Consider the following 22,346-nt stretch of genomic DNA (forward strand, 5'->3'; position numbering starts at 1 on the left):
CGGTCCGAGGGCGATTCGTCGTGTCCGACAACTGAATACAGGAGTGAGTTTGTGGCTGATCCCGCCGTCATCGAAGTGACCGGGGTGGACGGCTCCCGCTGGGTGCTGTCCGGCCAAGGCCAGGGCGAGCAGGGGGTGGAGTTGGCGACCTCCCCCACCGGCCTGTACGACGCGCCGGTCACTACCCAGTGGGTGTCCTCCGCGTTCCAGTACGGGGCCACCCATGTGGGCACCGACTGGCTTAAACGCGATGTCGTGTTCTCCGTCAACGTCTTCGCCACCGCGTCCGCGTCGTGGGAGGAGGTGGATTCGGCGTGGCGGCTGGCGTGGGACTACGACCGTGACGCCACCCTGTCGATCAGCACCGAGTATGGGACGCGGCGGCTGCGGCTGCGGATGTCGGAACAGCCGAACCATCAGGTGGAGCGCGATCCTCGCTTGTCGGGGACCTCGCGGATCACCATGACCACCACGGCGGGCGTGCCGTGGTGGATCGAAGACGACATCACCTACACCGCCGTGTCCACGGTCGATACCCGCGATGAGGGGGTGTCGGAGACGCTGTGGCTGCCGGTGTCGAACCCGACCGACCGGCCGATGTGGCTGCGGTGGGCGTGCACCGCGCCGGGGGTGTGGACACTGCCGGATTTCTCGTGGAAGCCGGACGAATACGCTGCCCGCACCGTCACCATGCCCACTCTCGCGGCGGGGCAGGCGATCACGGTGGACACCGACCCGATGGAAGAGCTCGTGGTCGCCGCCGACGGCAGTTCGGTGTGGGCGCGCATGGGTGGGGTGCTGTTCCTGCACGCGGTACCGCCCAGGACTGCGGAAACGCTGGTGCCGGTGACGGTCTCAGGGGCCGCGGCCGGGGCGGCGGTGCAGGTGCGGTGTCCGCGGAACTGGTCGCGGCCGTGGGGTTTGCGATGAGCGCGCCGGTGATCTCGCCGCCCGCGCCCGCACCGGTGGCCAGCCAACTCGACGAGTTGTATGCAGCCGGGTCGGCGGTGCGGGAGGGCCGGAAGCGGTCGCGTCGGGATCGGCCGCTGGTGCGGCTGTGGGACGGCAACTGGGCGTTGCGCGGCATCGTCGCCTCCGAATACGAAGCCAGCTTCACCTGGCTGCTGAACGAGACCGGCACCGGCCGGATCGTCCTCCCCGCCGACCACTACCTGGCGCGGTGGGTCATGGACACCACCCGGTCGACCCAGAACGTGCACGTGACCGTGGACAAGGATGGGGCGCGCTGGTCGGGGCGGATGCGCAAGGCCACGCTGAAGAAGTCCGAGTCGGGGCTGAAGACGGTGGAGATCGTCTTCGCGCACGACTTCGAGGAACTGAAGTTCATCTACGTCTGGAGCAATCCGTTCTTGCCGTTCGTGATCCAGTTCCCCCGCTACTTCACCCTCGTCGGGCCGTCGCGGTGGGCGCTCAAACTCGCCTTGTTCCTCAATATCATGCGGCTCGAGTCCAGTCTGTGGCAGCTGCCCGATGATCCGCTGGACCCGTCGCAGTGGTTCGACTTCGATCAATCGCATTGGTCGATGGTCGTCGCGCCGGGCGCGTTGGACAACGACGTGTCGTTGTGGGCGATCATCAATTCCCGCTGGAAGAACTACTTCGATCTGGCCAAACCCATACTCGACGACGCCGAGTTGATGGTGACGTGTCGCCGCTACCTCGACGGCGACCCGCCGCCGTGGCCCGGAGCGAACCTGCGCCACGGCTGCCTGGTGCTCGACATCGTGGACCGCTCCGGCTGGTACACGGGTCCGACCGCCGGGGAAGGCACGGTGTGGGATGGGTTGCGGCGCACCGTCTTCGAGATGACCGCCGATTTCATCGACGGCACCATGGTGGACGCGCCGCCCGGCCAGGAGCCGGGCGAGTATCTGGTGGAGCAGTGGATGGGCACCAAACCCACCCATCCGTGGGTCGTGTACCGGGAAGCGGAGACGACCGGCATCCAGTCCAGCGAGTTCTCGATCATCCCGCCGACAGCGGTCACCGTCGACTGCGGCGGCAAATCCACCTACGGCGTCAACGAGGCGATCGGAACAGCAATCCAGATCGCGGGCGACGCGCTGGCGGCCGTGCCGTTGGGGGTGCCGATCGGCGGGGCGTTGAACCAGTGGCTTCAGCCGATCTACGAGGACACGCTGCTGGCGTGGATGTCGATCAAAAACCCGTGGCGTGCACAGCGTTTGGGCTGGTCGCACTATCACGAGTTCTTCCAGCCGGGCGCGGATCGCGCGTTCACGGTGTCCAGTTTGATCGCGTTACGGGCGGGGTTCTGGGCCACCAAGGGCCAGCACAACCACAAGCTGACCGTCGCCGACGGCGCACCGTATTACATCGGCGAGCACGGGCGCGGCCACTTCTTCCTCGGTGACCGGATCGGCGCGACGATCGCAGGCGGCCCGCCCGGGCACGTGTTCGTGGATCGGGTGACCGAGCTGGAGTTGTCGTGGGAGCGCGGCCGCGCCCCCGCCTGGGATATCGGCATCGGGCAGGACCCGGAGGTCGATCCGTTCGCGCGGGCGCTCAAGCATCTGCAAAACATCTTCGGGGTCCTCCACGACCTCGACGTCATCTGAATCGAGGAGGGCCGCGATGGGTTTGCCGTTGCAGCATGAATGCGACCCGGACAACCCTGATGAGGCGTTCGTGTGGGCGTTCGTCGCGCTACCGGGTCCCGGCAACGGGCCACTACTGGTGCCGCCGCGCATCCTCGGCCAGTGGTCACGCCGGTTGTGGGAGCTGGGATTCCGGCATCACCCCGCCGAGCAGACCCTCGAATACCAGCTCGGCGGCAACGACGGTCATTGGTTGGGGCAGCCGGGCGCATGGGTGCCCAAAGGCACCGCCGTGGCTCCCGACGACGGTGTGCCGGATGTGTCGGAGCTGTCCGCCGTCCAGCGCGCGCACCTGGTGGCGCAGTTGCAGCAGTCCGGGGAGCTCGCGCATCTGGTGGACGCACGGACGCTCGCCCCGGACACCGCGCGCGCCGGGACAGCGGCCACCACCACCCCACCGACCGAGGGTGACCAGCGGTGACGTCACCGAACGGTGCTACTCCCGAGGGCGCGTATACCAGCGGCGGGCCGGACAGTATCGCGCGGGCGCGCCGCTGGAATCAGGCGACCGCGTTGGCGGCGATGACCGGCGGCATCCTCGGCTCCTGGGGGCGCGGCCAAGACAGTGTGCGTGAGGTCAATGACGAGTTCACGCGCCGGATCGACGACACCCGCGACGCGCAGCTGGACTTGATCGACCGCATCGACCTTTTGGAAGGTGTCACCGGCTACTGCTCGCTGTTCTTGTCGAAGAACTGGAATGTCAAGGGCGAGGGGTGGCGGCTGCTGCCGTTCGATACCCAGCTCGGCCCGCGGAAGGGCGCGGACCCGGTCCAGTCGGGCATCCTGCTGGCCGGTAAGGGGTTGTGGCGGGCGGACGCGCATGTGACCTGGCATCAAGCGCCGTCGGGGTGGGGCAACACCAACACTCCGGCGTCGGTGCGGATCACCGTCGCCTACGCCGATACCGGGCAGATCTATTCGGAGAAGCGATTCTCCGGCGTCGTGACCCGGTATGGGCCGGAGACGCTGGCGTTCCCGCACACCTTCGTCATCCCGCAGGACGGCACGTTCGTGGTGCAGGCGTGGGCGTATCACGGCCGCGACTGGCATTGGCTCTACGGCGGCACCGTCCGCTCCGCGCTGTCGGTGAATCGCTGGTCCACCGGCACCGAGAACGCGCACAACGCGCCGGAGGTGCCGGACGGGGGTGTGCTGGAGTGACCTCCCCCAACGGGGCGAGTCCGGAGGGCGCGCACCGGCGCGGGTCCGGGTTCGGGTCGGGTGATACGCCGGAGTCGGCGCAGCAGGCGATGACGACGCCGACGCGGGAGAAGTGGGAGCAGGCGCAAGCACGGTGGGGTGAACGGCGCGCGGTCGACGCCTCCGCGCTCGACGCGATCGCCGGGGCCGGGTCGGGGGTTCGGCAGCGGTTGGCGCTGCTGGCCGATATCGACGGCTACGCCAACGCGTTCATGTCCCGCAACTGGAATGTGGACGCGAATCGGACGGTGCAGTTGCCGTTCGATCGGGTCAACGGGCCGGTCACGAAAGCCGACGTGGACGGCGACAGTGGGCGGCTGGTGCTGAAGGCCGACGGGCTGTGGCGGGTCGACGCGCAAGTCACCGTCTCCGGCTACACCCAGAACCAGACCATCTACCCCATCATCACGCCGCCGTATTTCACGGTGGTGACGACGTATGACCCGATCGTGCCGCAGCTGCGGCTCGTCGTCACGAACGCTGCCGGTGACGTCCTCACCTCCCGGCGCGCGGACACTCTGCCCAACGTCGCCATCTACGGTGCGGGCGGATTCCAGCTGCTCAACCACCGCTCCTCCATCGCGTTCCAGCACACGTTCGTGCTCGACGCGGTGACCGCCGACGATCCCGCCAGTTGGGCGTACGTGCAGCTGTATTACCGGTACGAGCCGATCAACGCCGGCCATTTCTCCTTCGCGTCGTGCAAGGTCGACGGCGGCACCATGCGCTCGGCGCTGGTCGCGGCCCGCTGGTCCCGCGATACCGAACACAACCTGTACGCGCCGACCGTCCCCGACGGCGGAACACTCGAATAATGCTGCTGCACAACTGAATACAGGAGGGACATGACGGTCCGGTATTGGCCGCTGCCGCGCGGCCACATCATCACCTCCCCGTTCGGAGACCGCCCCGGCGGACACCACTGGGGCACCGATTTCGGGTGGCCCGGCGGGTCGGCCGGACTGGCCGTGTACGCGGTGCAGGGCGGGTTCGTCGATCGTGTCGGGCCCGCGTCCGGGTTCGGGCAGTGGCTGTGCATCGACCACCCGGAAGCCGACGGCGCAGGCTACAGCGTGTACGGGCACATCATCCCCGAAGTCCGGCTGCATCAGCGGGTCGAGGCCGGACAGCGTATCGCCCGCATCAATCCCGACCCCGCCAGCAACGGCGGCGTCGCCCCGCACCTGCATCTCGAGGTCCACCGCTACCTGTGGTCACCGCCCGGTCTGGACCGGCTGGATCCGGTGCCGTGGCTCGAGGGTGCCCGCTATCCCGACGAACCAGGAACCGAACCTATGCGACCTGTGACCGGTAACGCGGTGTGGCTGGCGGACGTGCTGCGCGGCGCTGGCCTGACCGTCATCGAGCATGACGGCTGGCGTACACGCGGGCACGCCGTCTTCCGCGACATCCGCGGCATCATCTGCCACCACACCGCCGGGGGCGGCCGCAACGACTGGCGGATCGTGCAGTACGGCCGCCCCGACTTGCCCGGCCCGCTCGCGCAACTCGTCTTGGAGAAGGACGGCACGTTCCGGGTGATCGCGGCGGGGGTGTGCTGGCATGCCGGGCGCGGCTCGTGGCCGGGCTGGCCCACCGATAACGCCAACTTCCACACCATCGGCATCGAAGCCGTCTCCCGTGGCGACGGAACCGATTGGACGCCTACGCAATTGGACACCTACCGGCGCGGCTGCGCGGCGATCCTCGCACACCTGGGACGGAGGGCCACCCCGTGAGTATCGCCGGTCATCGCGAGTACAGCAGCGAAGGAAAGATCGACCCCGCCGGCATCGACATGGACGAGTTCCGGCGGGACGTCCAGACCATTCTCGACACCCCGCCAGGAGACCCCATGTCCGCCCAGCAGATCAACGACATCCACCACCAGGTGGGCTTGCCGCACAAGGTGCGGCAGGTCATCCAGAAGACGTTCTACAACATCCGCGAGGGCGAGTTCTGGGTCCGCGCCGGGCTCGCCGACATCTGGAACGAAGTCGTGTGGGACGGCTACGTCAACCCCGTCGACGTGCTCGACGGCAAAGACGACCCGGACCAGAAACCGGACTCCCCCAACGCCGCGCGCCGGTCGTCGCTGATCGGCTACGTGCTCGCCACCTACCGCGAAGCCACCCTCGCGCGCCGCAACACCGACCGAATCCTCGACATCCTGAAAGAGACCAGCAAATGATCAAGATTTCCCGCGTCCCCGAGCCCGCCCTCATCCGCTCCGTCCTGGTCGCGGTGACCGGCGTGATCGCGTTCGTCCTCGGCCGCGAGGTCGACACCTCCTGGATCGAAGCGCTGCTGACCATCTACGGGCTGCTCACCCCGATCGTCGCGGGCGCGGTGATCCGGCCCGCCGTCACCCCCTACCAGCGGGCGGGAGGTGCGCACCGCGCACCCTGACCCGCGCCGATGACCGAACAACAACTTCATAGAGAGGGCGAGCCGTGAGCGACTGGATCGCGACGCTGGCCGCGGCCGTGCTGAGCGGCGGCGGCATCGCCGGGCTGCTTCAGTGGTGGACCGGCCGCCGACGGCAGTCGGCTGAAGCCGAGCATATCGAGGCCCAAGCCGACGCGACGGACATGGAGACCGCCGAGCGGGTCACCACGCTGGCGTTGAATCTGCTCGGCCCCTACGAGCGAGAACAGCAGCGCCTCGCGCACGAAGTGGCCGCGCTGCGCGCCGAAGTGGCCGCGGTGAAGCGCGAACTGGATGCGAGCCTGCGCGAGCAGCATCGCCTCAACAGCCTGTTCCGGCAGGCAGTGCAGGCGTTGCAGGAGTTCTTCGCCATCGCCCGCGAGCACAACATCCCCACCCCGGACATGTCGGCAGAGTTGGAAGCCGAGATCACCGCCGGGGGCGTGTCGTGACCGCGCCCGCCCAGTTCGGGCACAACCCGATCCAACGCACGCTGGTGCTGTCGGTGGGCGCGGACTTCATCCAAGTCCTCGCCCCCGGCCACGGCGCGGTCTTCCCGGACGGCACGCGCGTGTGGGCGACGGTGCTGGCGACATCGGGGGCGGTGCTGGCGACGTGGGAGGCGGTGGTGACGTTCACCGCGGCCACCTTCACAGTCGGCTCCGAGTTGGCCGACACGATCCCCGACGGCGCGCACTACCGCATGTACGTGGCCTATCCGACGACGCCGACCACGGAATACCTGTGGTTCTACGGGCCGGTCCGGCGCAAACAGTAACCCCCACAACAGAATAAGGAGACCTCGATGGCTATCGCCGTCGCGGCGACCCGCCAGGTCCTGGCGGACGCCTACAAGAACATCGCGGGCACCAACGAAGTCTGGATCAGCGTGCACACCGCCGATCCCGGCGCGACCGGCATCAACGAAGCAAGCGGCGGAACGCCCGCGTACGCCCGCAAGAAATGCACCTGGACCTCCGGCACCGGCGGGGTACTCAACGGCTCGCAGGTCGCGGTCGACCTGGACGCGGGCACCTACACCCACGTCGGACTGTGGAAGACCCAGTCCGGCACGGCCGCTACCGATTTCATCGACAAGGTCGACATCGCCGACACCGTACTCGGCGCGCAGGGCCAGCTGCTGATCACTCCCACCTTCACCCAGTCCTGACCACCAGCGCGAACGCGAGCAGGAAGGAGTCCCGGCGGTGACCACACCGGATGTGCGGGCGACGCTGCCCGGTCCGCCCATCGCCCGGCTGACGGCCCCCGCCCCGCCCACAACACGCGTCGCGCTGCCCGGCCCGCCGATCGCGACCATCGACGGGCACCTGATCCCGGTGATCCACCCCTACCTCGTCAGCGCGGCAGCTGCTACCGGCGTGCTGGCTGCGGTCGTCGACTTCGTGCGGGTCCGGCCGCGTCCGGCCGCGGGCGGGGTCGGGTCGCTCGAGCACAGCGTTCTGGGATGGAGGGCTACCAGCACGGCGGCGGGGACAGCCGGTGGCGCGAGCCGGGCGGCGGTGAAGGTCGTCGGGGTCGCTGTCGTCGCGGCGGGCGGCGGCGCGGTCGGGCAGGTGGCCGCACGGGTCGCGGTCCGGGCGCGTCCAGCGTTCCACGCGGCCGGACACGGCACCGCCGTGCTGCGGCCGATCGCGACGGTCCAGCCGATCGCGTCCGGCGCCGGTCGGCTCTGGGGCAATGTGCCCCAATCGCCGGTCGCGGCCAGTGTCGGCGGCACCACGGTGCATGCGGCCGCCGTCGGCGCGGTCGTCGTCGCCTCCGCGCTGGGGGCGGTCGGCGAGACGTCGGCGGTCACCACGCTGGCGCTGGCGTTGCCCGCGCCGATCGACGCGGCCGGTCATCTCGCGGTGACGGTCCGGGCGGTCGTGCGGATGCCGCTGCCGGTGGCAGCGGACGCACAGGCCACGGTTGCAGCGTCCGCGCGAGTCCCGTTCACGCCCGCGACAGCAGGCGAGGGCGTGTTCAGCGTGTACGCCGTCAAGGGCGTGGCGTTGGATGCGGTCTTCTCCGGCGGCGGCGAGCTGTCCGCGCCGGTCAGGGACGGCACCTACGACAAGTACCCGCGTCTGGGAGCGGTCGGCCAGACCACCATGGGACAGGTGGATGTGGCGTTGCCGGTCACCACCTCTGGGCACGGCGGCGTCACGGTCGCGGTGGAGCCGCACGTGCCCTATGCGGTCTCTATCGGCAGTATCGGCACCACGACGGCGGCCGTGATCTCACGGCCGGTCGTCGTAGCGGACTTCGCAGGCGGTAGCGAGGTTGCGGCGGTCACGCATCTCATCAAGATCGGCGTCACCGACCCGTTCAGCGGCGGTGACGGCGCGATCGGCCCGAACTACACGGCGGTCGGATCGAATCTGGTCGTGGCGTCTGGACGGGCGCAGGCCGGTCAGCCGGGGTCGTTCAACGCGACCGTGCTGTATGCGTCGCGGCACAACACCGCGCTGCTCACCGACGATCAAGAGGTCGTGATCGACCTGGTCGCGCCGTCCCCGGCGGGCACCGCTGATTACAGCAACACCACGGGGTGTTTCCTGCGCTGCGATGCGGCCGGGACCACCCGCTACGAGGTCGCGGTCAGCAACAGCAAGTTGTACGTGAACAGCCGCGTCAACAACGAGGTCACGGTGCGTGCCGGGTCGAGCGGCAAGACGATCCCGACGCCGACTCAGGTGCGGGTCACCGCGATCGGCTCCACCTACACCGTCTACATCAACGGCGTCCAGCAACACCAGTGGGTGGACAGTGCATCGTCTCCGTTCCAGCCGGTCGGCCCGAGTAACCGTCATTTCGGTCTCGCCGCTGTGGGCTCGGACCAAATCGGTTCCGCCAAACGCGGATACGGCATCGACACCGTGACCGCCCGCGACCTGTAGACGCGCACGCCCCCGGTGGCTGCGGCCCCCACTCTCTCTTTCTCAGCAGATTCTCTGATCGGAGTACGCCTTCATGGCCGAAACCCTCCTGCCCGCTCTCACCGGCCCGTACGCGGTCGGCAACCGGCGGCTGTTCCTCACCGACACCGGCCGCAGCGATCCGTGGACCGGTGCGGCGAACCGGCTGGTCACCGCCACCGCCTGGTATCCCACGGTGGACAGTGGTCCGGCAGCCCGCTACCTGTCCCAGGTCGACGCCTCCGACGCCTCCATGGCCCTCGATGTGACCAACGTCCTCGAAGGCCGCAGCTGCTGGCCGGGCTGGTTCGGCGGCGCGCCCTCCTGCATCGGCGTCTCCCTGGGCGACACCATGTACCCCCGCATCCGGGCGCGCGACACCCGCGCGGTGCTCGACGCCGCCGTCCGGACCGACCTCGGACTGCTGCCGACCATCGTCTACTCGCCGGGGTTGACCATCCCCGGCAACATGGGATCCGTTGTGGCGCAGGAGCTCGCGAGCCACGGCTACCTCGTGATAACCCTCTCCCACACCTACGAATCGGTCGTCACCGAGACCGCCAACGGCGTGCTGAAGCAGAACGCGATGGCGACGAACCAGATCACGAAGTGCCTGACCGCCCGCATCGGCGACGTCCGCTACATCCTCGACCAACTCCCGACACTCCCGCACGGCCTCGGCGCAGCCCACGACCCGGACCGGATCGCGCTGGCCGGACATTCAGCCGGCGGGCTCACCGGCCTCGAGGTCGCCTACCTCGAGCCGGATCGGGTGAAGGCCGTGGCCGTGCTGGACTCCCGCGCGGGATACACCGGCCACACCAACGCGCAGTCGAACGGGCTCGGCCAGCCGGTCATGCTGCTGTCCGGGCCGGTCATCGACGACAACGAGATGACCGGCGCCGAAGACCCCGGCTGGGACGTCTACCAGCAGCAGCCGCACGGCCCGCTCCACATGCTGCAAGTCGCAGGCACCAAGCATCACGCGTTCAGCGACGTCGGCCTGGTGAGCACGCTGACCGCGCAAGCCCTGGGCACCATCACTGCGGCCCGCGCCATGGCCCTGCATCCACGCTGGACGCGCGCGTTCCTCGACACCTACCTGCTCGGCACACCGGACCCGCTGATGGCTGGCCCCTCCCCGGACTGGCCCGAAGTCACCGCCGTCTAAGCCACCCGATACAGCAAACCTGCACCGTCACAAGGGAATAAAGGAGAAGCGCCCATGGTGGACAAGCTCGCCAACACGAAAGCGTTCGTCGCGGAAGCGATCACGGTCTATCTCGGCAAACAGAAGTGGGAGCAGTCCGACCAGGACAGCGAGCAGGAACAGATGCTCGGCCAGGAGATCCTGAACGTCCGAAACGCCATCCGCCTCGATGACCCGTTCTACCAGTGGGACGGCCCGCCGACTGAAGCCGTCACCGACACGAACACGAAGGCGTACGCCGCCGCCCTCTACAACGCGGGCCCAGCCGTGCGGAAGTACGCCCCGTATGGGTACATGAGCCCTGGTCAGACCGTGCTGTTCGGCGAGACCGGTTACTACGGCAGCAACAAGGGGTTCGCGGGCGACCTGGTGGCAGCCATCAAGGCCGACGATCCGGCATGGACGCCGTGACCTGGCGCGCCGTTCGCTGACCGACAGAACCCGACCTGATGAGGAACGACTGCCGCATGTTACCCAGAACATCGCGCGCGAACCCGCGCACCATACTTCGAAATTTGCTGCATCTCAGCGTCATTGGTCTCGCCGCGCTGTTGCTGATCACCGGCCACCAGTTCGCGGCCGCCGAACCGGGCACCGGCGACCAGGCACCGGCGGGACCGTCGGTTACGGATTCGGCGAGACCGGATTCGTGTCCGACCGACACGCCGAATGGGTGGGAGCCGACCAAGACCCCGCGCCAGGACGTGGCGCCGGGTCTGATGCGTTCGGACTGCCAGGAGATCCCGGACGGGTTCAGCAAGGCTGACGCCGACAAGGCGGAGACCATGGAGGCCGCGCTGCTCGCCAAGAGCGGCGGGCAGCCGCGCACGGCCGTCGCGGCCGCCGATTGCTCGGTGTACTGGCCGGCCCCGTACCAGGTGTGTGGCGCGATCCGCGACAAGTACGACTCCCTCGGTGGCCCCAATAGTTTCCTGCTGTGGCCTACCAGTGACGAGCTCACCAACCCTGATGGTGTCGGCAAGCGGTCGACCTTCCAGAACGGGCCGATCTACTGGCATCCCGACGCGGGCGCGCACCCGGTGGTGAATCACTTCTTCGCCGCCTGGCAGCGCAACGGCTGGGAAGGTGGCGTGCTCGGCTATCCGACCTCCGATGAGATCGTCAACCCCGACAATGTCGGCCGCCGCCAGTACTTCCAGGGCGGCACCGTCTACTGGAAGCTCAACGAGGCGTACTACGTGGCCGGGGCGATCCGCGATAAGTGGGGCGAAACCGGCTGGGAAGGCGGCTATCTCGGCTACCCGATCAGCGACGAGACCGGCACCCCTGACGGGCAGGGGCGGTTCAACCGCTTCGAGAACGGCGTCATCTACTGGTCGCCTTCCACCGGCGCGCACCCGGTGTCGGGCGGCATCCTCACAAAGTGGCAGTTGACGAACTTTGAACGGGGACCCTACGGGTATCCGATCGGCGATCAGCGGCCGCGTGGTTCGTCGTGGGATCAGGACTTCCAGTACGGCACCATCGGTTGGCCGACCACTGCGGCGGACAATACCGATATCGACTGGCAGGAAGACTACATCGACGACAGCAACTGTCCCGGCTGCGGCGATGACGATCGTGTCAGCGTCAACGGCCCCGGATACACCGACGTTCCGCAACCGGCCGCGCTGACCACGACCGGGCGGACTGCGGGTGCGGTGGACTTGGACGAGCTGCCGTCGTGCTCGGAGCTGATTCCTGATTCGGGAGACGGTTCCCCGTACGTGTGGTGTCGCTCCGACGAGGCACCTCAGGCGCGTCTGGCACCCACCTGGACGAGCGAGCTCGACAGGCCATACTGCGCGGACCTGCCGGGGCGACAGTGGGCGGGTGACCGCTCGTATCAGTGCATGTGGCGTGAGGGTGTGATCCACATGGTGGACCGCAAGCAGCCGGAAATCCCTATCGGCACGCTGTCGCTGGTGCAGGAAAATCAGATCAAGACCAAGTGGAACTCCGCGACATGGAACGCGCGCACCGTCCTGCATATCACTGCGGTGACCGGCGAAGCCTACGGCGCGCAGTACGCGATGTCGGTGTACTGCCAGTCGGATACCTCGTGCAGCCACACCTTCAACAACTCCGAGCCGCCGCGCCCGGTGACCGATTCGACCTACATCAAGGACTACACGCTGTCGGCGACCGTGCCTGCGGGCGCGATGTCCCGGACGACCGGATTCGCCGAGTTCACCTTCAGCCATCCGGCGGCGACGTCGGTGACCACGAAGGCCGCGGTCGCGCCGACCGTGCGATGCGACGCCATCGGTAACCGCAACACCACCGGCTGCGTCGTCCCCGCCGCCGAACCGATCTTGGACTACAGCACCCGCAATGTCCCCGAACTGGCCACGCACGTCCGCTATGCCCAAGCCAGTGGTCTGCCGGGAAGCCCGGCGGGGACCCGTCCGCTGACCCGGCTCAGTGACCCGGTGGCGACGCAGAACAACCGCAACATCTCCTGCAACCGCATCCCCTTGCCGCGGCCCGCTGGGCAGCAGTGCGACGAGTACCCCTTCGCGGCCACCTATCAAGGCGGCGGCGCGGACGGTCCAGCCCGAACCTATGTCGGGAGCTGCGACGTCGCGCAGCCGTGGGTGGACACGCTGGCCACGAACCCGGTCCCGTTCAAGGCGTCGACGGGGATCAGTATGTGTCTGCTCAGCGGCGCACAGAATCAGCGTGCGGGCGGCATTCTGTCCTGGTTCTATGTGAAGAATCGGGTGCTTGATGGTGACACGTTCTATGTGAAGGGTTAGTGATGCGCGAAACCGGGACCGTCCAGGTCGATCATCAGCAGTTCGTTCTCGCTGCCCCCGAGGCTGACACCCTCGATATTCAGCGCGAGGGTGCGCTGCTGTGGACCGGTCCCGGTTTCGTCACCGTCCTCACCGGCATCGCCTACGGCCCCGCAACGCTCACCGTCGAACTCGACGACCAGGCCCCCGCCGGCGACAGCTTCGACGGTTGGGAAGCCGTCGAGGAAACGGTGATCGAATCCGGTGAGGCGTTGAAGGTCCTGACCCTCGCCGGGGACGCCGTCCCCGGCTTCGGTGTCATTGCACCGGGCCGCTACCGGGTGCGTGCACACGCCCGCGGACGCGACGCCCTGTGGGGTGGCGAGGTCACCGAGCCCACCGAAACTTACTGGCTGCGGTTGTGGCCCGCCCCGGACGCCGACACGGGCACCGGGATCGTGTTGCTCTGCAAGGCCGACGCCGCCTACTCGCCACCGGAAAAGGCTATCCCGCAGGTGGATTCGACGATGGCCACGGTCTTCGCAGACGATGGAGCGGTGCTGCACGTTGCGATCGACAGCCCCGAGGTGGCGCAGGTGCATGAACGCAACCGGACGTGGGGCGGGCGTCCACCGCGCTATCCGGATGCGGCGCTGTCCGCGATGGGCATCAGCGGGCTGGATCGGGAACTGATCGACGAGCTCGAACAGCTGTCCCCGGACCGGCAGCGGGCGCTGACACGGTGGTGTGTGCGGCGCGCGTTCGAGCAGGCCGGCCTCGACCGTATCCCCGACTTCGCGGAAGCACTGGAAGCGATGGATGAGGGCCGCACACCGCCGCCGGATTTCGCGAACGGCTCCCTGCTGCGGCATCGGGTCGACACCGACCCCGCCATCCCGCTCACTGTTCGTGACGGGGTGCCGGGCGCTGTGCAGCACATCCTGCAGCACACGGCGGTTTCGGCCTACGTCTACTACGCCGCCCCGGATCCGATGAAGGCGATGTTCACTGTCGTCTCGTTGACCGCCAGCACCTATGGAATGAACTACCGGCAGCTGTTCGACCGGATCCGCGATGAAGTCCTGCAGAACCCGGCCACTCGCTGAACCCTCCCTCTCCCGGACCGAACTGCGCGTTGGGCGCTAGTCGGATTGATGAATCGACGCCCCTGGGACCGTGCGGGTATTTCCGCATGGTCCCAGGGGCGTCTTTTCGCGTTTCCGGGACCGGTTCCGGCACACTCGACGCCGTGACCTCGGTGTTCTCTCCTGGCCAGCGGGTAGTTGACGTCCGGCATCCGGACATGGTCGGTATCGTCGCCGAGCCGGGGACGTGGGCAGTACAGCAGTGGGAACTCGGGGCCGATGACGACGGGCTGGTACCGGTCGGAGGAAGGACACCGCCGTATGACGACATGCTGGCGGTGTGGTGGCAGGGCCGCGACTGGCCGGAATGGGTGCCGGAAGAGATGCTGCGCGCGGCCTAGAGGCCGTTGTCAGAACCGGTCGGCGTGCCAGTTCTGTTCCAGCTCAAGCATTTCGCGGGAGATCTTCGGAAGAACGTCAGGGCCTCCGCCGGGCAGCAGCAGGATTCCGGTATCCACGACCTTCGCCTTGGCCTTCTGGTACACCTCAAGGACTTCGCCCAGGTTCTTGATGAAGTCCCGCCGGAATTTGTACTCGCCCTGTCGGCCGGAGTTGAAGTTCGATCCGAATTGGAGCCGGAGCGTACGCCAGGAGATGTGGCGTGGTTCTTCGCCGATGTAGGACATGCGGTGCGTGAGCCAGATGTAGATGTCCAACCGCATCGGGCTGGTGCGTAGCTTGCTGAGGGTGCCCATGTCCACAGGGACCGGGTGCTGCACGCATTCGTCGAAGAACTCCTGCGACAGCCGGACCGTGGACGGCATCAGCGACGGCTGATCCTTGCCGTCGGTGGTCCACCACAGGTCATAGGCGGTGGCGACCGAGACGCGGGCACCGACCGCGCGGAGTGGGTCGGTTTCGTCACGGACGCTGACGGTGGACAGCAGTAGTCGTTCCATCTGGGTTTTGACTTTGGTGATGGAGCCGTACTTGCCGCCGGTCTTGTTCTTGATACCGAGGTGGTCCATGAACTCGGCGAGTGATTCGCCCAAGATGATGTCGCGGTTCTTGGTGCGGACGGCTTCGGTGGACATCCATACCAGCATCAATCGCGGCATGGTCCCGTAGGGGAATCCGATTGAGCGGGGGGTTCCTGTGGCGTCGAGAGTCATGCCGGGCTGCACGGTCAAGGTGATACCGCCGTTGCGGCGCACCCAGACGGAGGTCTCGTCACCTGGGTTGCGGTAGGGCAGTGATGTCTGCGCGAACAGCTTCGGTGCGAAGCGGACGCGCTGGCGGCGGCGAGCGACCTGCTGATCGAGATCGCTGGGGAACACTTCCAGCTCGGACTCGTTCTCGGTGCCTTCCGTCATAGCTGGGATCATGCCACTGCCGCGGCCACGCTCGGTCACCCCGCGCCGAGTGTCGCGAATCAGTAACAGGCGGCCCAGGGCACAGGCACGCATCGTTGGTTTACAGCGTGACGACGAACCACTCCCCCGGTGGTGTGGGCTGTGTCCTTCGCCCTCCATCTCGACGCATCGTTGGTTTACGCCGCGCGGTCCCTGCCTCGACCGTTCGCTGGTGACACCGGTCGTGACGCCACGCACGCATCGTTGGTTTACCGCCTCGGCAGGCACGCATCGACGGTTTACGGCCATGCCTGTGTTCAGTGGTTCACCAGCCGCCGGTGGCACGCATCGCTGGTTTACGCCGCCACCCGCCACCGGGGCGAGTCGCGGCACGGGACGCATCGATGGTTTACCGGTTCGGTCGGCACGCATCGTTGGTTTACATCTCTACGACCGGTCACAGGGTGGCGCGCATCGATGGTTTACCGTTCCCCAGCAGCGCATCGTTGGTTTACGTCGCACGCATCGCTGGTTTACGCCGATTGCCCTGTGGATAGCTCACGCATCGTTAGTTTCCACAGGCGCCGATTCTGTGGATAAGCCTGTGCGGCAGGCTCGTTCGGCGCGCATCGTTGGTTTACCGATCGCCGTGCATTTCCCCAGGATGGCACGCATCGTTGGTTTACGCGCGCACGCATCGTTGGTTTACACGAAGCGAGAGTTTCCGCAGGTCAGAGTGCGGAAATCGCGCGCCCCCTATAGTTAAACCCCCTGTAGAGAGATTCCTGTAGTAGGGTGGCTTCCGGCGCGGTGCGGAAACCCGCCCTACAGGATTTCTCAGCGTGGACTCGTCAGGTCCATTTCATCTCAGCGGCTGGTCAGAACGGTGGTTCGTCGTCCTGGCCCCAGCTGTTCCCGCTGTTCGGGGGAGTGGACCCCCATGGGTCGTCGCCACCGGAGTAGTCGCGTTGCCCGCGGCTTCCGCTGCTGCTGCTGCCCGATCCGTATCCGCCGCCGCCGTTGTCACCGGTGCTGCTGCGGGAGGCACGGTTGACCTTCGCGGTGGCGTATCGCAAGCTCGGTCCGATCTCGTCGACCTCCAACTCCACCACGGTCCGCTTCTCACCGTCGCGGGTCTCGTAGCTGCGCTGCTTCAGCTTGCCGGACACGATCACACGTGCGCCGCGACTGAGCGATTCAGCGACATTCTCGGCGGGCTCGCGCCACAAGGTGCACCGCAGAAACAGCGGGTCGCCGTCCTTCCATTCGTTGCTGGTGCGGTCGAACACACGCGGGGTCGACGCGACGGTGAAGTTCGCGACGGCCGCCCCGGCGGGGGTGAATCGGAGTTCGGGGTCGGCGGTCAGGTTGCCGATGACGGTGATGACGGTGTCGCCTTGGGCCATGGTGGATGTCCTTGTCGTCGTGAGGGTTTGCCGGGGGTGGTGAAGCCAGTCGATCGGCTTCACCACCCCCGGGCATGGTCGGGAAGGGTCAGTGGCGCTCGGGGAATCGCAGCTCCACCTTGATGCCGTAGGGGGCCTCAAGGTGCTTGCTCACCGAGCCGACGAGTTGGGCTGCGAGTGCGTCGGTAGAGCGGTGCAGCTCGGCTCGCACCGCTGCTTCCAGTTGCGGAAGCAGATCGGTGAGCGTCGTGCGCACAGCCTCTTGTGCAGCCGTCTGCAGAGCCTTATCGAGGGTGTGCTTCAAGAACGTGGTCTTGCGCGTGCGCCCGTAGCCCTGACTGACTTCGATCGGCTGATTGAGCGCGGCCGACACATAGGAGCCCAGCACCTCGTCGCCGGACAAGGCTGCCGCCACCGCCGCTTCGATACGGGCGTTCACGGCGGCGGCGATGGTGGCGTTGAGATCGTTCTCAAGGGCGGTCATGGCGGTTCTCCTTGGTGTGGTGGTTGTGATGGATCAGGCTGCGGGACAGGGGGTTACGGGGTGCGGTTTGGGTCGCCAGATGATGACGGCAGGCAACACGATCTCGTCGTGGCGGCGGGTATAGCTGCTGCCGGTCGCGAACCACGGCCGGTCGCTCATGGCGTGGTCGAGTTCGAGGACGCGCGCGCTGCGGTCACGGATGACGGTGGCGGACGGCAGTTCAGCGAGCGCATCCACTGTGGTGACGGTGCAGGCTGGGCAGTAGTCGCCGCGAATGTCGCAGATCCAGCCGTGCTCGCGCACCAGCAGCTGCCGAAGGCCGGTGTCGGCGTCGGCGCTGCTGCGGGCGGCGATCTCGGCGTGTTCCTCGCGGGCGCACTGGTCGCAGCACACGCAGGCGTGGCGGATCATCAGCTGGTCGTGCTGGACGGCGGTCGCGGTCACTGGTCGGCCCCACGGATCTTGCTGAACATGGTGGCCTTGGCGAGGGTGTCGGCGTCGATCGTGGTGGGCCGGTTGGCGTCCAGCCGCTCGAGGTGGACCGGCTGGTGCGTGCGGCCCGACCGGGTCCACTGCTGACCGAATCCGGTGACCCGCAATTCACGCGGGTTGTCGGGGCGTTTGACGTCGCGGTAGACGTCGCCGATCCGGATGGTGTGCCCGCTGCCGGTGGTGTAGCTCGTGGCGCTCACGCGGTGGCTCCTTGCTGCTCGAGGTGGGTGGTGATGTAGTCCTCCACCCAGCTCTGCGGCACCGGGGTGAGGTCGTGGGCGTCCAGGCCGATGTGGATTTGGCGGCCGCGGGTTTTGACGGCGCTGTGGGTGTGGCCGTGGAGGAGGTATTCGCCGACGTCGGGGAGCCGGTGTTCGGGGTAGCGGATTTCGGGCGTGTGGTCGCCGTGCGGGTCGTCGCGGAAGGGGAAGTGCGACAGCCGGACTCGTCTCCCGGCGATCTTGCGGATCGCGCTGGTCTGGACGGCTTGGAACACGATCAGGAATTCGCGTTGCCGTCGGTGCGCCTGCGAGTGCAGCGGGTGACAGGTGTCGTGGTTGCCGGGCACGAGCCATTTCACGCCGGGGCGGCGGTCGAGCCAGGCGAGGGCTTTCCATTCGGCGTGAGCGCCACCGAGGCTGATGTCGCCGAGCACCCATACGTGGTCGTTTTGGCCGATGGCGCTGTCCCAGATGTCGGCGAGGTAGTCGTCGTGGGCGCTGGTGCTGTCGAATCCGCGGAGTTCGGCGACGCGTCGGTGCCCGAGGTGCAGGTCGCTGGTGTAGAAGACGCGGCTCATGACCGGCATCCGTCGTGGCTGGGGCGGCGGATGTGGAAATGCACGGTCCGGCCGTCGGGTTCGCGTACGGCGAGTTCGTGCTCGAAGATGGCACCGATCAGTCCGGTGTCCCATTACACGGTGTCGGCTGATTCGATCGCGGCGATAACGCCGTCGAGGTCCCAGTCCGCGCCGAAGCTGCCGCGCATGCTGTGGACGAGCGAACGGCCGTAGTCGGCGGATTCGGGGTCGGTGACGGTGAACGCTTGGGCGCGGGCGGCATCGAGGAATTCGGTGCGGTCCGTGGTCATCGGGGTTCTCCAGAAGTGAGGGCGGCGGCTGCGAGCGCGCCGAGCAGTTCGAGGAATCGGGTGCGGTAGGTGCAGGTGGTGCCGGTGGCGGTGTGCCAGGCGTGGTGGGCCTGGCGGGCGAGGCGGCCTCGGTAGGCGTAGCGGGTGAAGCCGTGATGGTTGGGGAGCTGGTCGATTTCGTCGCGCAGGTGCGGTAGCGCGGCGCGGTAGGCGTGCGTGGGCCGGGTGTGGTCGCAGCGCTGCATTTCCAGCCAGAGGGCTTCGAACGTCTGGAACGGGTGGTCGAATGGCGCACTGATCAGGCATTCGACGCACCGTGCGGCGGCGGGCGCTGTGGCCGCCGGGTGGGTGGTGGGCATGGGTGTCTCCCGAGATGGACCCTGTGCCCCGCCGCACGGGGCGGGGCACAGGGCGAGGGCTAGAGGATGGTGGCCGCGTAGAACATCTGGTCGGCGAGGGGCAGCGGGTAGGGGTCACCCGCGCGGTGGTGGCTGGTCACCAGTTCGCCGGTATCGCGGTATTTGGTTGCGGCCCAGAGGTTCCCGGACCGGTCCATCACGTACACGTAGACCGCATCTCGCAGGCCGCTGTCGGAGGGAATGCCGTCGACAGCGGTGCGGGTGGCTTCCTCTGTGGTGTTCTCGGGTCCGCCGAGGGCCACTTCGAAGCAGAGCAAGAGCGCTTGGACGGCGGCCGCCATCGTCGGCGCGATGCGCGCGAAGTCGGTGAACAGCCCCGCGACGTCGGTGTCGGCGGCGATCTGCACCCGGCGGAGCGCGACGGTGTGCCCGCCGTCAGCGGGCACGAACAGTCCGACCGCTGGCGGGTTGTCCCACCCGCTGTACTGCCTGGCGATTCCGTCGGCGAGTTCGCGCAGGCTCTGAGCGTCGACCTTCATGCCGCCCCCTCCTGCCCGGTGATGGCGGGGGTGTCGTCGGTGGCGAGGGCGACGGCTTCGGTCACGAGCTCGTCGGTGACACCGGCGGCGACCGCCTGCGCGTCGCGGTAGAGGTCGATCTCGAGCGTCGGGGCGTAGACGAGCGCGAATCCGTTGGCGCACACCTTGATCGGGGTGTCGGGGACGCGGCGTCCCGGCGCGTAGGCGACGCTGGTGTTGTCGATGACGGTGCGGACGTGATCGGCGAGGTCGGCGAGGTTGCTGCCCTCGAGGCAGGAGGCTTGCGTGTCTGGCCAGTCGGCGGGGGTGGGGACGGTGGATTCCCACACGATGCGCCAGGTAGCGGGCTTGCCGGCCACGGTGGTGTCGAGCCATTCGAGGTCGGTGGTGATCTGGAATGTCAGGTCGTCACATGTTGGTAGGCGCAGGAGGCGCGCGATGGTGGCGGTGTCTTCGATCATCGTTTCTCTTCCCTTGGTGTCCCGCCAGGGTTCTGGTGTTGGCGCACCAGGGGGCGGGGGTTGGTGGGGTGTATCCCCACCCATGAGATTACATGGACGCTGTAGAGAGTTCAACTGTCTTCGGGAGGTTTTTCCAGCCCGTCCGATAACGCTGCCTGACCTGCTCAGACGCCGGATTGCGCCCATATTCGGCTAACCGCTCCGACACCGGCGGCGGGACCGGCGTCACGTCCGTCGGCGGCCGCAACTCCGCCCGCGCGACCGCCCGCTCCGGCGGCACACCCGCCAGCGCGCGCACAGCGTGGATGAGGACCGCCATCCGGTCCAAGACCTTCGGACTGCTGGTTTCGCGCGTCAGGCGAGCCGCTAGCCGGTCGTGATCCCACCCCGCGTCCAGCAGCGCCTGCACCAGGTGATGGTGCTGGCGGATCACTTGCGGCGACACGACTTCCGGGGCCAACCCGACCCGCGGCCATTCCAGCTCCGCCAGCAACCCAGCGCCCGCCGACAGCAGCGCCCACAGGCCTCGGTCTGGATCCTCGGTCAGACAGTCAGCACCGGCCGGGGCCGAGGCCGCCGCGTCGCTCGCGGGCGCGCTGACTGACTGACTGGTGTTCTCTCTCTTAGTGTTCTTAGAACTAGTGTTCTTAGTCTGCGGATCACCCAACGTAGGTTCACCCACCGTTGGCTCAGCCACCGTTGGATAACCGTACTTTGGCTCCGACCAGGCTTTTTCGGTCTCCGCCGCCAGGGTTCGATTATCGAACGTTGGCGGCGAGCTGGGGTTTCGTACGAACTCCGGCTCGTCGGCGGCCAGCAGGCCCGGCTCGGCGGGCTCGTCGGTGATGAAGTACGCCATCGCCCCCAACGTCCCGTCCTCGCGCCGCTCCCGCTCCCGCACCAGGTACCCGAACGCCTCGAGTTCCTTCAGCCCCGCCATCACCGCCGCACGGCCCTCCACGCCCGCGCGCACGATCATCTCCACCGTCACCCCGAACCCGTCACGGTGCGTGGAGATGTACCCGAACAGGCCCTTCGCTTTGAAGCTGATGCGCGGATCCCGGAACAGGTTGTTGCTGATCTGGGTGAACCGGTCCGCCGCCATCCGGCCCCGGCGAATCCTGCCGCCGCGCCGACCACTCTCACTCACACCCCCACCCCCACTAGATTCGCCGGTAGCCCCAACTCGCTGCGGATACGCGCCGTCGAATACCGCGACATCCGCGTCCACGCCGCCAGCTCGCTATCGGTCATCCCCAACTCGTGCAGCCGCGCCACCAGCAACCGCCGATCCGCCGACGGCAACGCGTCCGCGGACTCACGCCCCGCCAGCGCACGCCCGAACTGGATCGGCCACAACGGCTTGCGATCCGCCCACCACGGCCGCCGGAACTCGCGCAGGTACTCCACCTCCCACGTCGGATGCATCTTCACCCGCTCCCGACGGCCGTCGAGCTGCACCGACAGCGACGCCTGATCAGCGCCGAGGATCGTGCCCTCCAGCGGCTGCCCGTCACCGGCGTAGCGGACCCGCCGGTACAGATCGGCAGGCACCCCGTAGGCGGCGCGGATGTAGTCCAGGCTCACCGCTGCGGCTCCCACTGCGCCCGCCGGAACGCGGTCTCGCTGAACAGGTTGATGCGGCCGTCCGGATCGCAGGTCACATAGTCGCCCATCTCCAGCAGCATCGAGGTGCCGGTACCCAGGGCGGTGACGTCGAGCATGAATCCCTCCGGCGCCACCCACACCCGCGCGCCGAGCTGGAACACCTGATCGAGGTTGTGACCGTCGAACTGCACGGCCAGGACGTCCTCGCTGCGCCGGTACCGGCGCACGGCCGCCGCGTCGTCGGGCACGGGCGCGGGGGTGTCGAGAGCGGTCATGAGTATTGCCTCCTTGCTGGTCGATGCCGGGGGCGCACACACGCGCACCCCCGGCACGGTC

30 protein-coding genes are annotated in these 22,346 nt (G+C 67.6%); 17 read left to right on the plus strand and 13 right to left on the minus strand.

Features of this window, described 5'->3' with window-relative positions; translation table 11 throughout:
* Positions 1–51 precede the first annotated feature (51 nt).
* From QJS31_RS34135 to QJS31_RS34215, 17 genes are all read left to right on the plus strand, one after another.
* Positions 52–930: a phage tail protein gene (locus tag QJS31_RS34135; RefSeq protein ID WP_306358704.1), complete on the plus strand. Its 879-nt coding sequence runs from the start codon at positions 52–54 to the stop codon at positions 928–930.
* Positions 927–2,597, plus strand: a complete 1,671-nt coding sequence (locus QJS31_RS34140; protein ID WP_306358705.1) for a phage tail protein — start codon at positions 927–929, stop codon at positions 2,595–2,597. Before QJS31_RS34135 ends, QJS31_RS34140 begins: the two co-directional genes overlap by 4 nt.
* A 16-nt stretch (positions 2,598–2,613) precedes the next feature.
* Positions 2,614–3,057 carry a DUF2744 domain-containing protein gene (locus QJS31_RS34145; RefSeq protein ID WP_306358706.1) on the plus strand — a complete coding sequence of 148 codons (444 nt, stop codon included), beginning with the start codon at positions 2,614–2,616 and terminating at the stop codon, positions 3,055–3,057.
* Complete coding sequence (locus QJS31_RS34150; RefSeq protein ID WP_306358707.1) at positions 3,054–3,800, plus strand: hypothetical protein; 747 nt, start codon at positions 3,054–3,056, stop codon at positions 3,798–3,800. The genes QJS31_RS34145 and QJS31_RS34150 overlap by 4 nt, the downstream gene beginning before the upstream one ends.
* The gene (locus QJS31_RS34155) at positions 3,797–4,654 is read left to right on the plus strand and encodes a hypothetical protein (RefSeq protein ID WP_306358708.1); all 858 of its coding nucleotides are present in this window, start codon (positions 3,797–3,799) and stop codon (positions 4,652–4,654) included. The genes QJS31_RS34150 and QJS31_RS34155 overlap by 4 nt, the downstream gene beginning before the upstream one ends.
* Before the next feature lie 30 nt (positions 4,655–4,684).
* Positions 4,685–5,578 carry an N-acetylmuramoyl-L-alanine amidase gene (locus QJS31_RS34160; RefSeq protein ID WP_306358709.1) on the plus strand — a complete coding sequence of 298 codons (894 nt, stop codon included), beginning with the start codon at positions 4,685–4,687 and terminating at the stop codon, positions 5,576–5,578.
* The gene (locus tag QJS31_RS34165; RefSeq protein WP_306358710.1) at positions 5,575–6,030 is read left to right on the plus strand and encodes a hypothetical protein; all 456 of its coding nucleotides are present in this window, start codon (positions 5,575–5,577) and stop codon (positions 6,028–6,030) included. The genes QJS31_RS34160 and QJS31_RS34165 overlap by 4 nt, the downstream gene beginning before the upstream one ends.
* Positions 6,027–6,248, plus strand: coding sequence for a hypothetical protein (locus tag QJS31_RS34170; protein WP_306358711.1), 222 nt, complete (start codon positions 6,027–6,029; stop codon positions 6,246–6,248). Before QJS31_RS34165 ends, QJS31_RS34170 begins: the two co-directional genes overlap by 4 nt.
* 44 nt (positions 6,249–6,292) lie before the next feature.
* Positions 6,293–6,718: a hypothetical protein gene (locus QJS31_RS34175; RefSeq protein ID WP_306358712.1), complete on the plus strand. Its 426-nt coding sequence runs from the start codon at positions 6,293–6,295 to the stop codon at positions 6,716–6,718.
* Complete coding sequence (locus QJS31_RS34180) at positions 6,715–7,044, plus strand: hypothetical protein (protein WP_306358713.1); 330 nt, start codon at positions 6,715–6,717, stop codon at positions 7,042–7,044. The genes QJS31_RS34175 and QJS31_RS34180 overlap by 4 nt, the downstream gene beginning before the upstream one ends.
* Positions 7,045–7,071: 27 nt before the next feature.
* Positions 7,072–7,437 (plus strand): hypothetical protein, encoded by a 366-nt coding sequence (locus QJS31_RS34185; RefSeq protein ID WP_306358714.1) that lies wholly within the window; start codon positions 7,072–7,074, stop codon positions 7,435–7,437.
* A 37-nt stretch (positions 7,438–7,474) separates the two neighbouring features.
* Positions 7,475–9,169, plus strand: coding sequence for a hypothetical protein (locus QJS31_RS34190; RefSeq protein ID WP_306358715.1), 1,695 nt, complete (start codon positions 7,475–7,477; stop codon positions 9,167–9,169).
* Positions 9,170–9,242: 73 nt separating this feature from the next.
* On the plus strand, positions 9,243–10,358 hold the full coding sequence (locus QJS31_RS34195) for a hypothetical protein (RefSeq protein WP_306358716.1): 1,116 nt from the start codon (positions 9,243–9,245) through the stop codon (positions 10,356–10,358).
* A gap of 54 nt (positions 10,359–10,412) precedes the next feature.
* A complete protein-coding gene (locus QJS31_RS34200; protein ID WP_306358717.1) occupies positions 10,413–10,808 on the plus strand; it encodes a hypothetical protein in 396 nt (131 codons plus the stop codon).
* A gap of 104 nt (positions 10,809–10,912) precedes the next feature.
* Positions 10,913–13,156 carry a hypothetical protein gene (locus tag QJS31_RS34205; RefSeq protein ID WP_306358718.1) on the plus strand — a complete coding sequence of 748 codons (2,244 nt, stop codon included), beginning with the start codon at positions 10,913–10,915 and terminating at the stop codon, positions 13,154–13,156.
* A gap of 2 nt (positions 13,157–13,158) precedes the next feature.
* On the plus strand, positions 13,159–14,241 hold the full coding sequence (locus QJS31_RS34210; protein WP_306358719.1) for a hypothetical protein: 1,083 nt from the start codon (positions 13,159–13,161) through the stop codon (positions 14,239–14,241).
* Between the two features lie 143 nt (positions 14,242–14,384).
* On the plus strand, positions 14,385–14,621 hold the full coding sequence (locus tag QJS31_RS34215; protein ID WP_306358720.1) for a hypothetical protein: 237 nt from the start codon (positions 14,385–14,387) through the stop codon (positions 14,619–14,621).
* 9 nt (positions 14,622–14,630) lie between these two features.
* On the opposite strand, the gene QJS31_RS34220 is transcribed toward QJS31_RS34215, so the two are convergent.
* The 13 genes from QJS31_RS34220 to QJS31_RS34280 form a co-directional block, all read right to left on the minus strand.
* Positions 14,631–15,860, minus strand: a complete 1,230-nt coding sequence (locus tag QJS31_RS34220) for a replication protein RepA (protein WP_306358721.1) — start codon at positions 15,858–15,860, stop codon at positions 14,631–14,633.
* A 590-nt stretch (positions 15,861–16,450) separates the two neighbouring features.
* Complete coding sequence (locus QJS31_RS34225; protein ID WP_306358722.1) at positions 16,451–16,978, minus strand: single-stranded DNA-binding protein; 528 nt, start codon at positions 16,976–16,978, stop codon at positions 16,451–16,453.
* Between the two features lie 88 nt (positions 16,979–17,066).
* Complete coding sequence (locus QJS31_RS34230) at positions 17,067–17,462, minus strand: hypothetical protein (RefSeq protein ID WP_306358723.1); 396 nt, start codon at positions 17,460–17,462, stop codon at positions 17,067–17,069.
* A 33-nt stretch (positions 17,463–17,495) separates the two neighbouring features.
* Positions 17,496–17,906, minus strand: a complete 411-nt coding sequence (locus tag QJS31_RS34235; protein WP_306358724.1) for a hypothetical protein — start codon at positions 17,904–17,906, stop codon at positions 17,496–17,498.
* Positions 17,903–18,154 carry a hypothetical protein gene (locus tag QJS31_RS34240; protein WP_306358725.1) on the minus strand — a complete coding sequence of 84 codons (252 nt, stop codon included), beginning with the start codon at positions 18,152–18,154 and terminating at the stop codon, positions 17,903–17,905. Before QJS31_RS34240 ends, QJS31_RS34235 begins: the two co-directional genes overlap by 4 nt.
* A complete protein-coding gene (locus QJS31_RS34245; RefSeq protein ID WP_306358726.1) occupies positions 18,151–18,753 on the minus strand; it encodes a metallophosphoesterase family protein in 603 nt (200 codons plus the stop codon). Before QJS31_RS34245 ends, QJS31_RS34240 begins: the two co-directional genes overlap by 4 nt.
* Before the next feature lie 113 nt (positions 18,754–18,866).
* Positions 18,867–19,043, minus strand: a complete 177-nt coding sequence (locus tag QJS31_RS34250) for a hypothetical protein (protein ID WP_306358727.1) — start codon at positions 19,041–19,043, stop codon at positions 18,867–18,869.
* Positions 19,040–19,402, minus strand: a complete 363-nt coding sequence (locus QJS31_RS34255; protein ID WP_306358728.1) for a hypothetical protein — start codon at positions 19,400–19,402, stop codon at positions 19,040–19,042. Before QJS31_RS34255 ends, QJS31_RS34250 begins: the two co-directional genes overlap by 4 nt.
* Before the next feature lie 59 nt (positions 19,403–19,461).
* Positions 19,462–19,941 (minus strand): hypothetical protein, encoded by a 480-nt coding sequence (locus tag QJS31_RS34260; RefSeq protein WP_306358729.1) that lies wholly within the window; start codon positions 19,939–19,941, stop codon positions 19,462–19,464.
* Positions 19,938–20,402 (minus strand): hypothetical protein, encoded by a 465-nt coding sequence (locus QJS31_RS34265; RefSeq protein WP_306358730.1) that lies wholly within the window; start codon positions 20,400–20,402, stop codon positions 19,938–19,940. The genes QJS31_RS34260 and QJS31_RS34265 overlap by 4 nt, the downstream gene beginning before the upstream one ends.
* Before the next feature lie 88 nt (positions 20,403–20,490).
* Positions 20,491–21,552, minus strand: a complete 1,062-nt coding sequence (locus QJS31_RS34270; RefSeq protein ID WP_306358731.1) for a hypothetical protein — start codon at positions 21,550–21,552, stop codon at positions 20,491–20,493.
* A complete protein-coding gene (locus tag QJS31_RS34275) occupies positions 21,549–21,989 on the minus strand; it encodes a hypothetical protein (protein ID WP_306358732.1) in 441 nt (146 codons plus the stop codon). Before QJS31_RS34275 ends, QJS31_RS34270 begins: the two co-directional genes overlap by 4 nt.
* Positions 21,986–22,285, minus strand: a complete 300-nt coding sequence (locus QJS31_RS34280; protein ID WP_306358733.1) for a hypothetical protein — start codon at positions 22,283–22,285, stop codon at positions 21,986–21,988. Before QJS31_RS34280 ends, QJS31_RS34275 begins: the two co-directional genes overlap by 4 nt.
* Between the last annotated feature and the right edge of the window lie 61 nt (positions 22,286–22,346).

Origin of the sequence: Nocardia sp. CC213A, from assembly GCF_030766805.1 — a bacterium.
Lineage (GTDB): Bacteria > Actinomycetota > Actinomycetes > Mycobacteriales > Mycobacteriaceae > Nocardia > Nocardia otitidiscaviarum.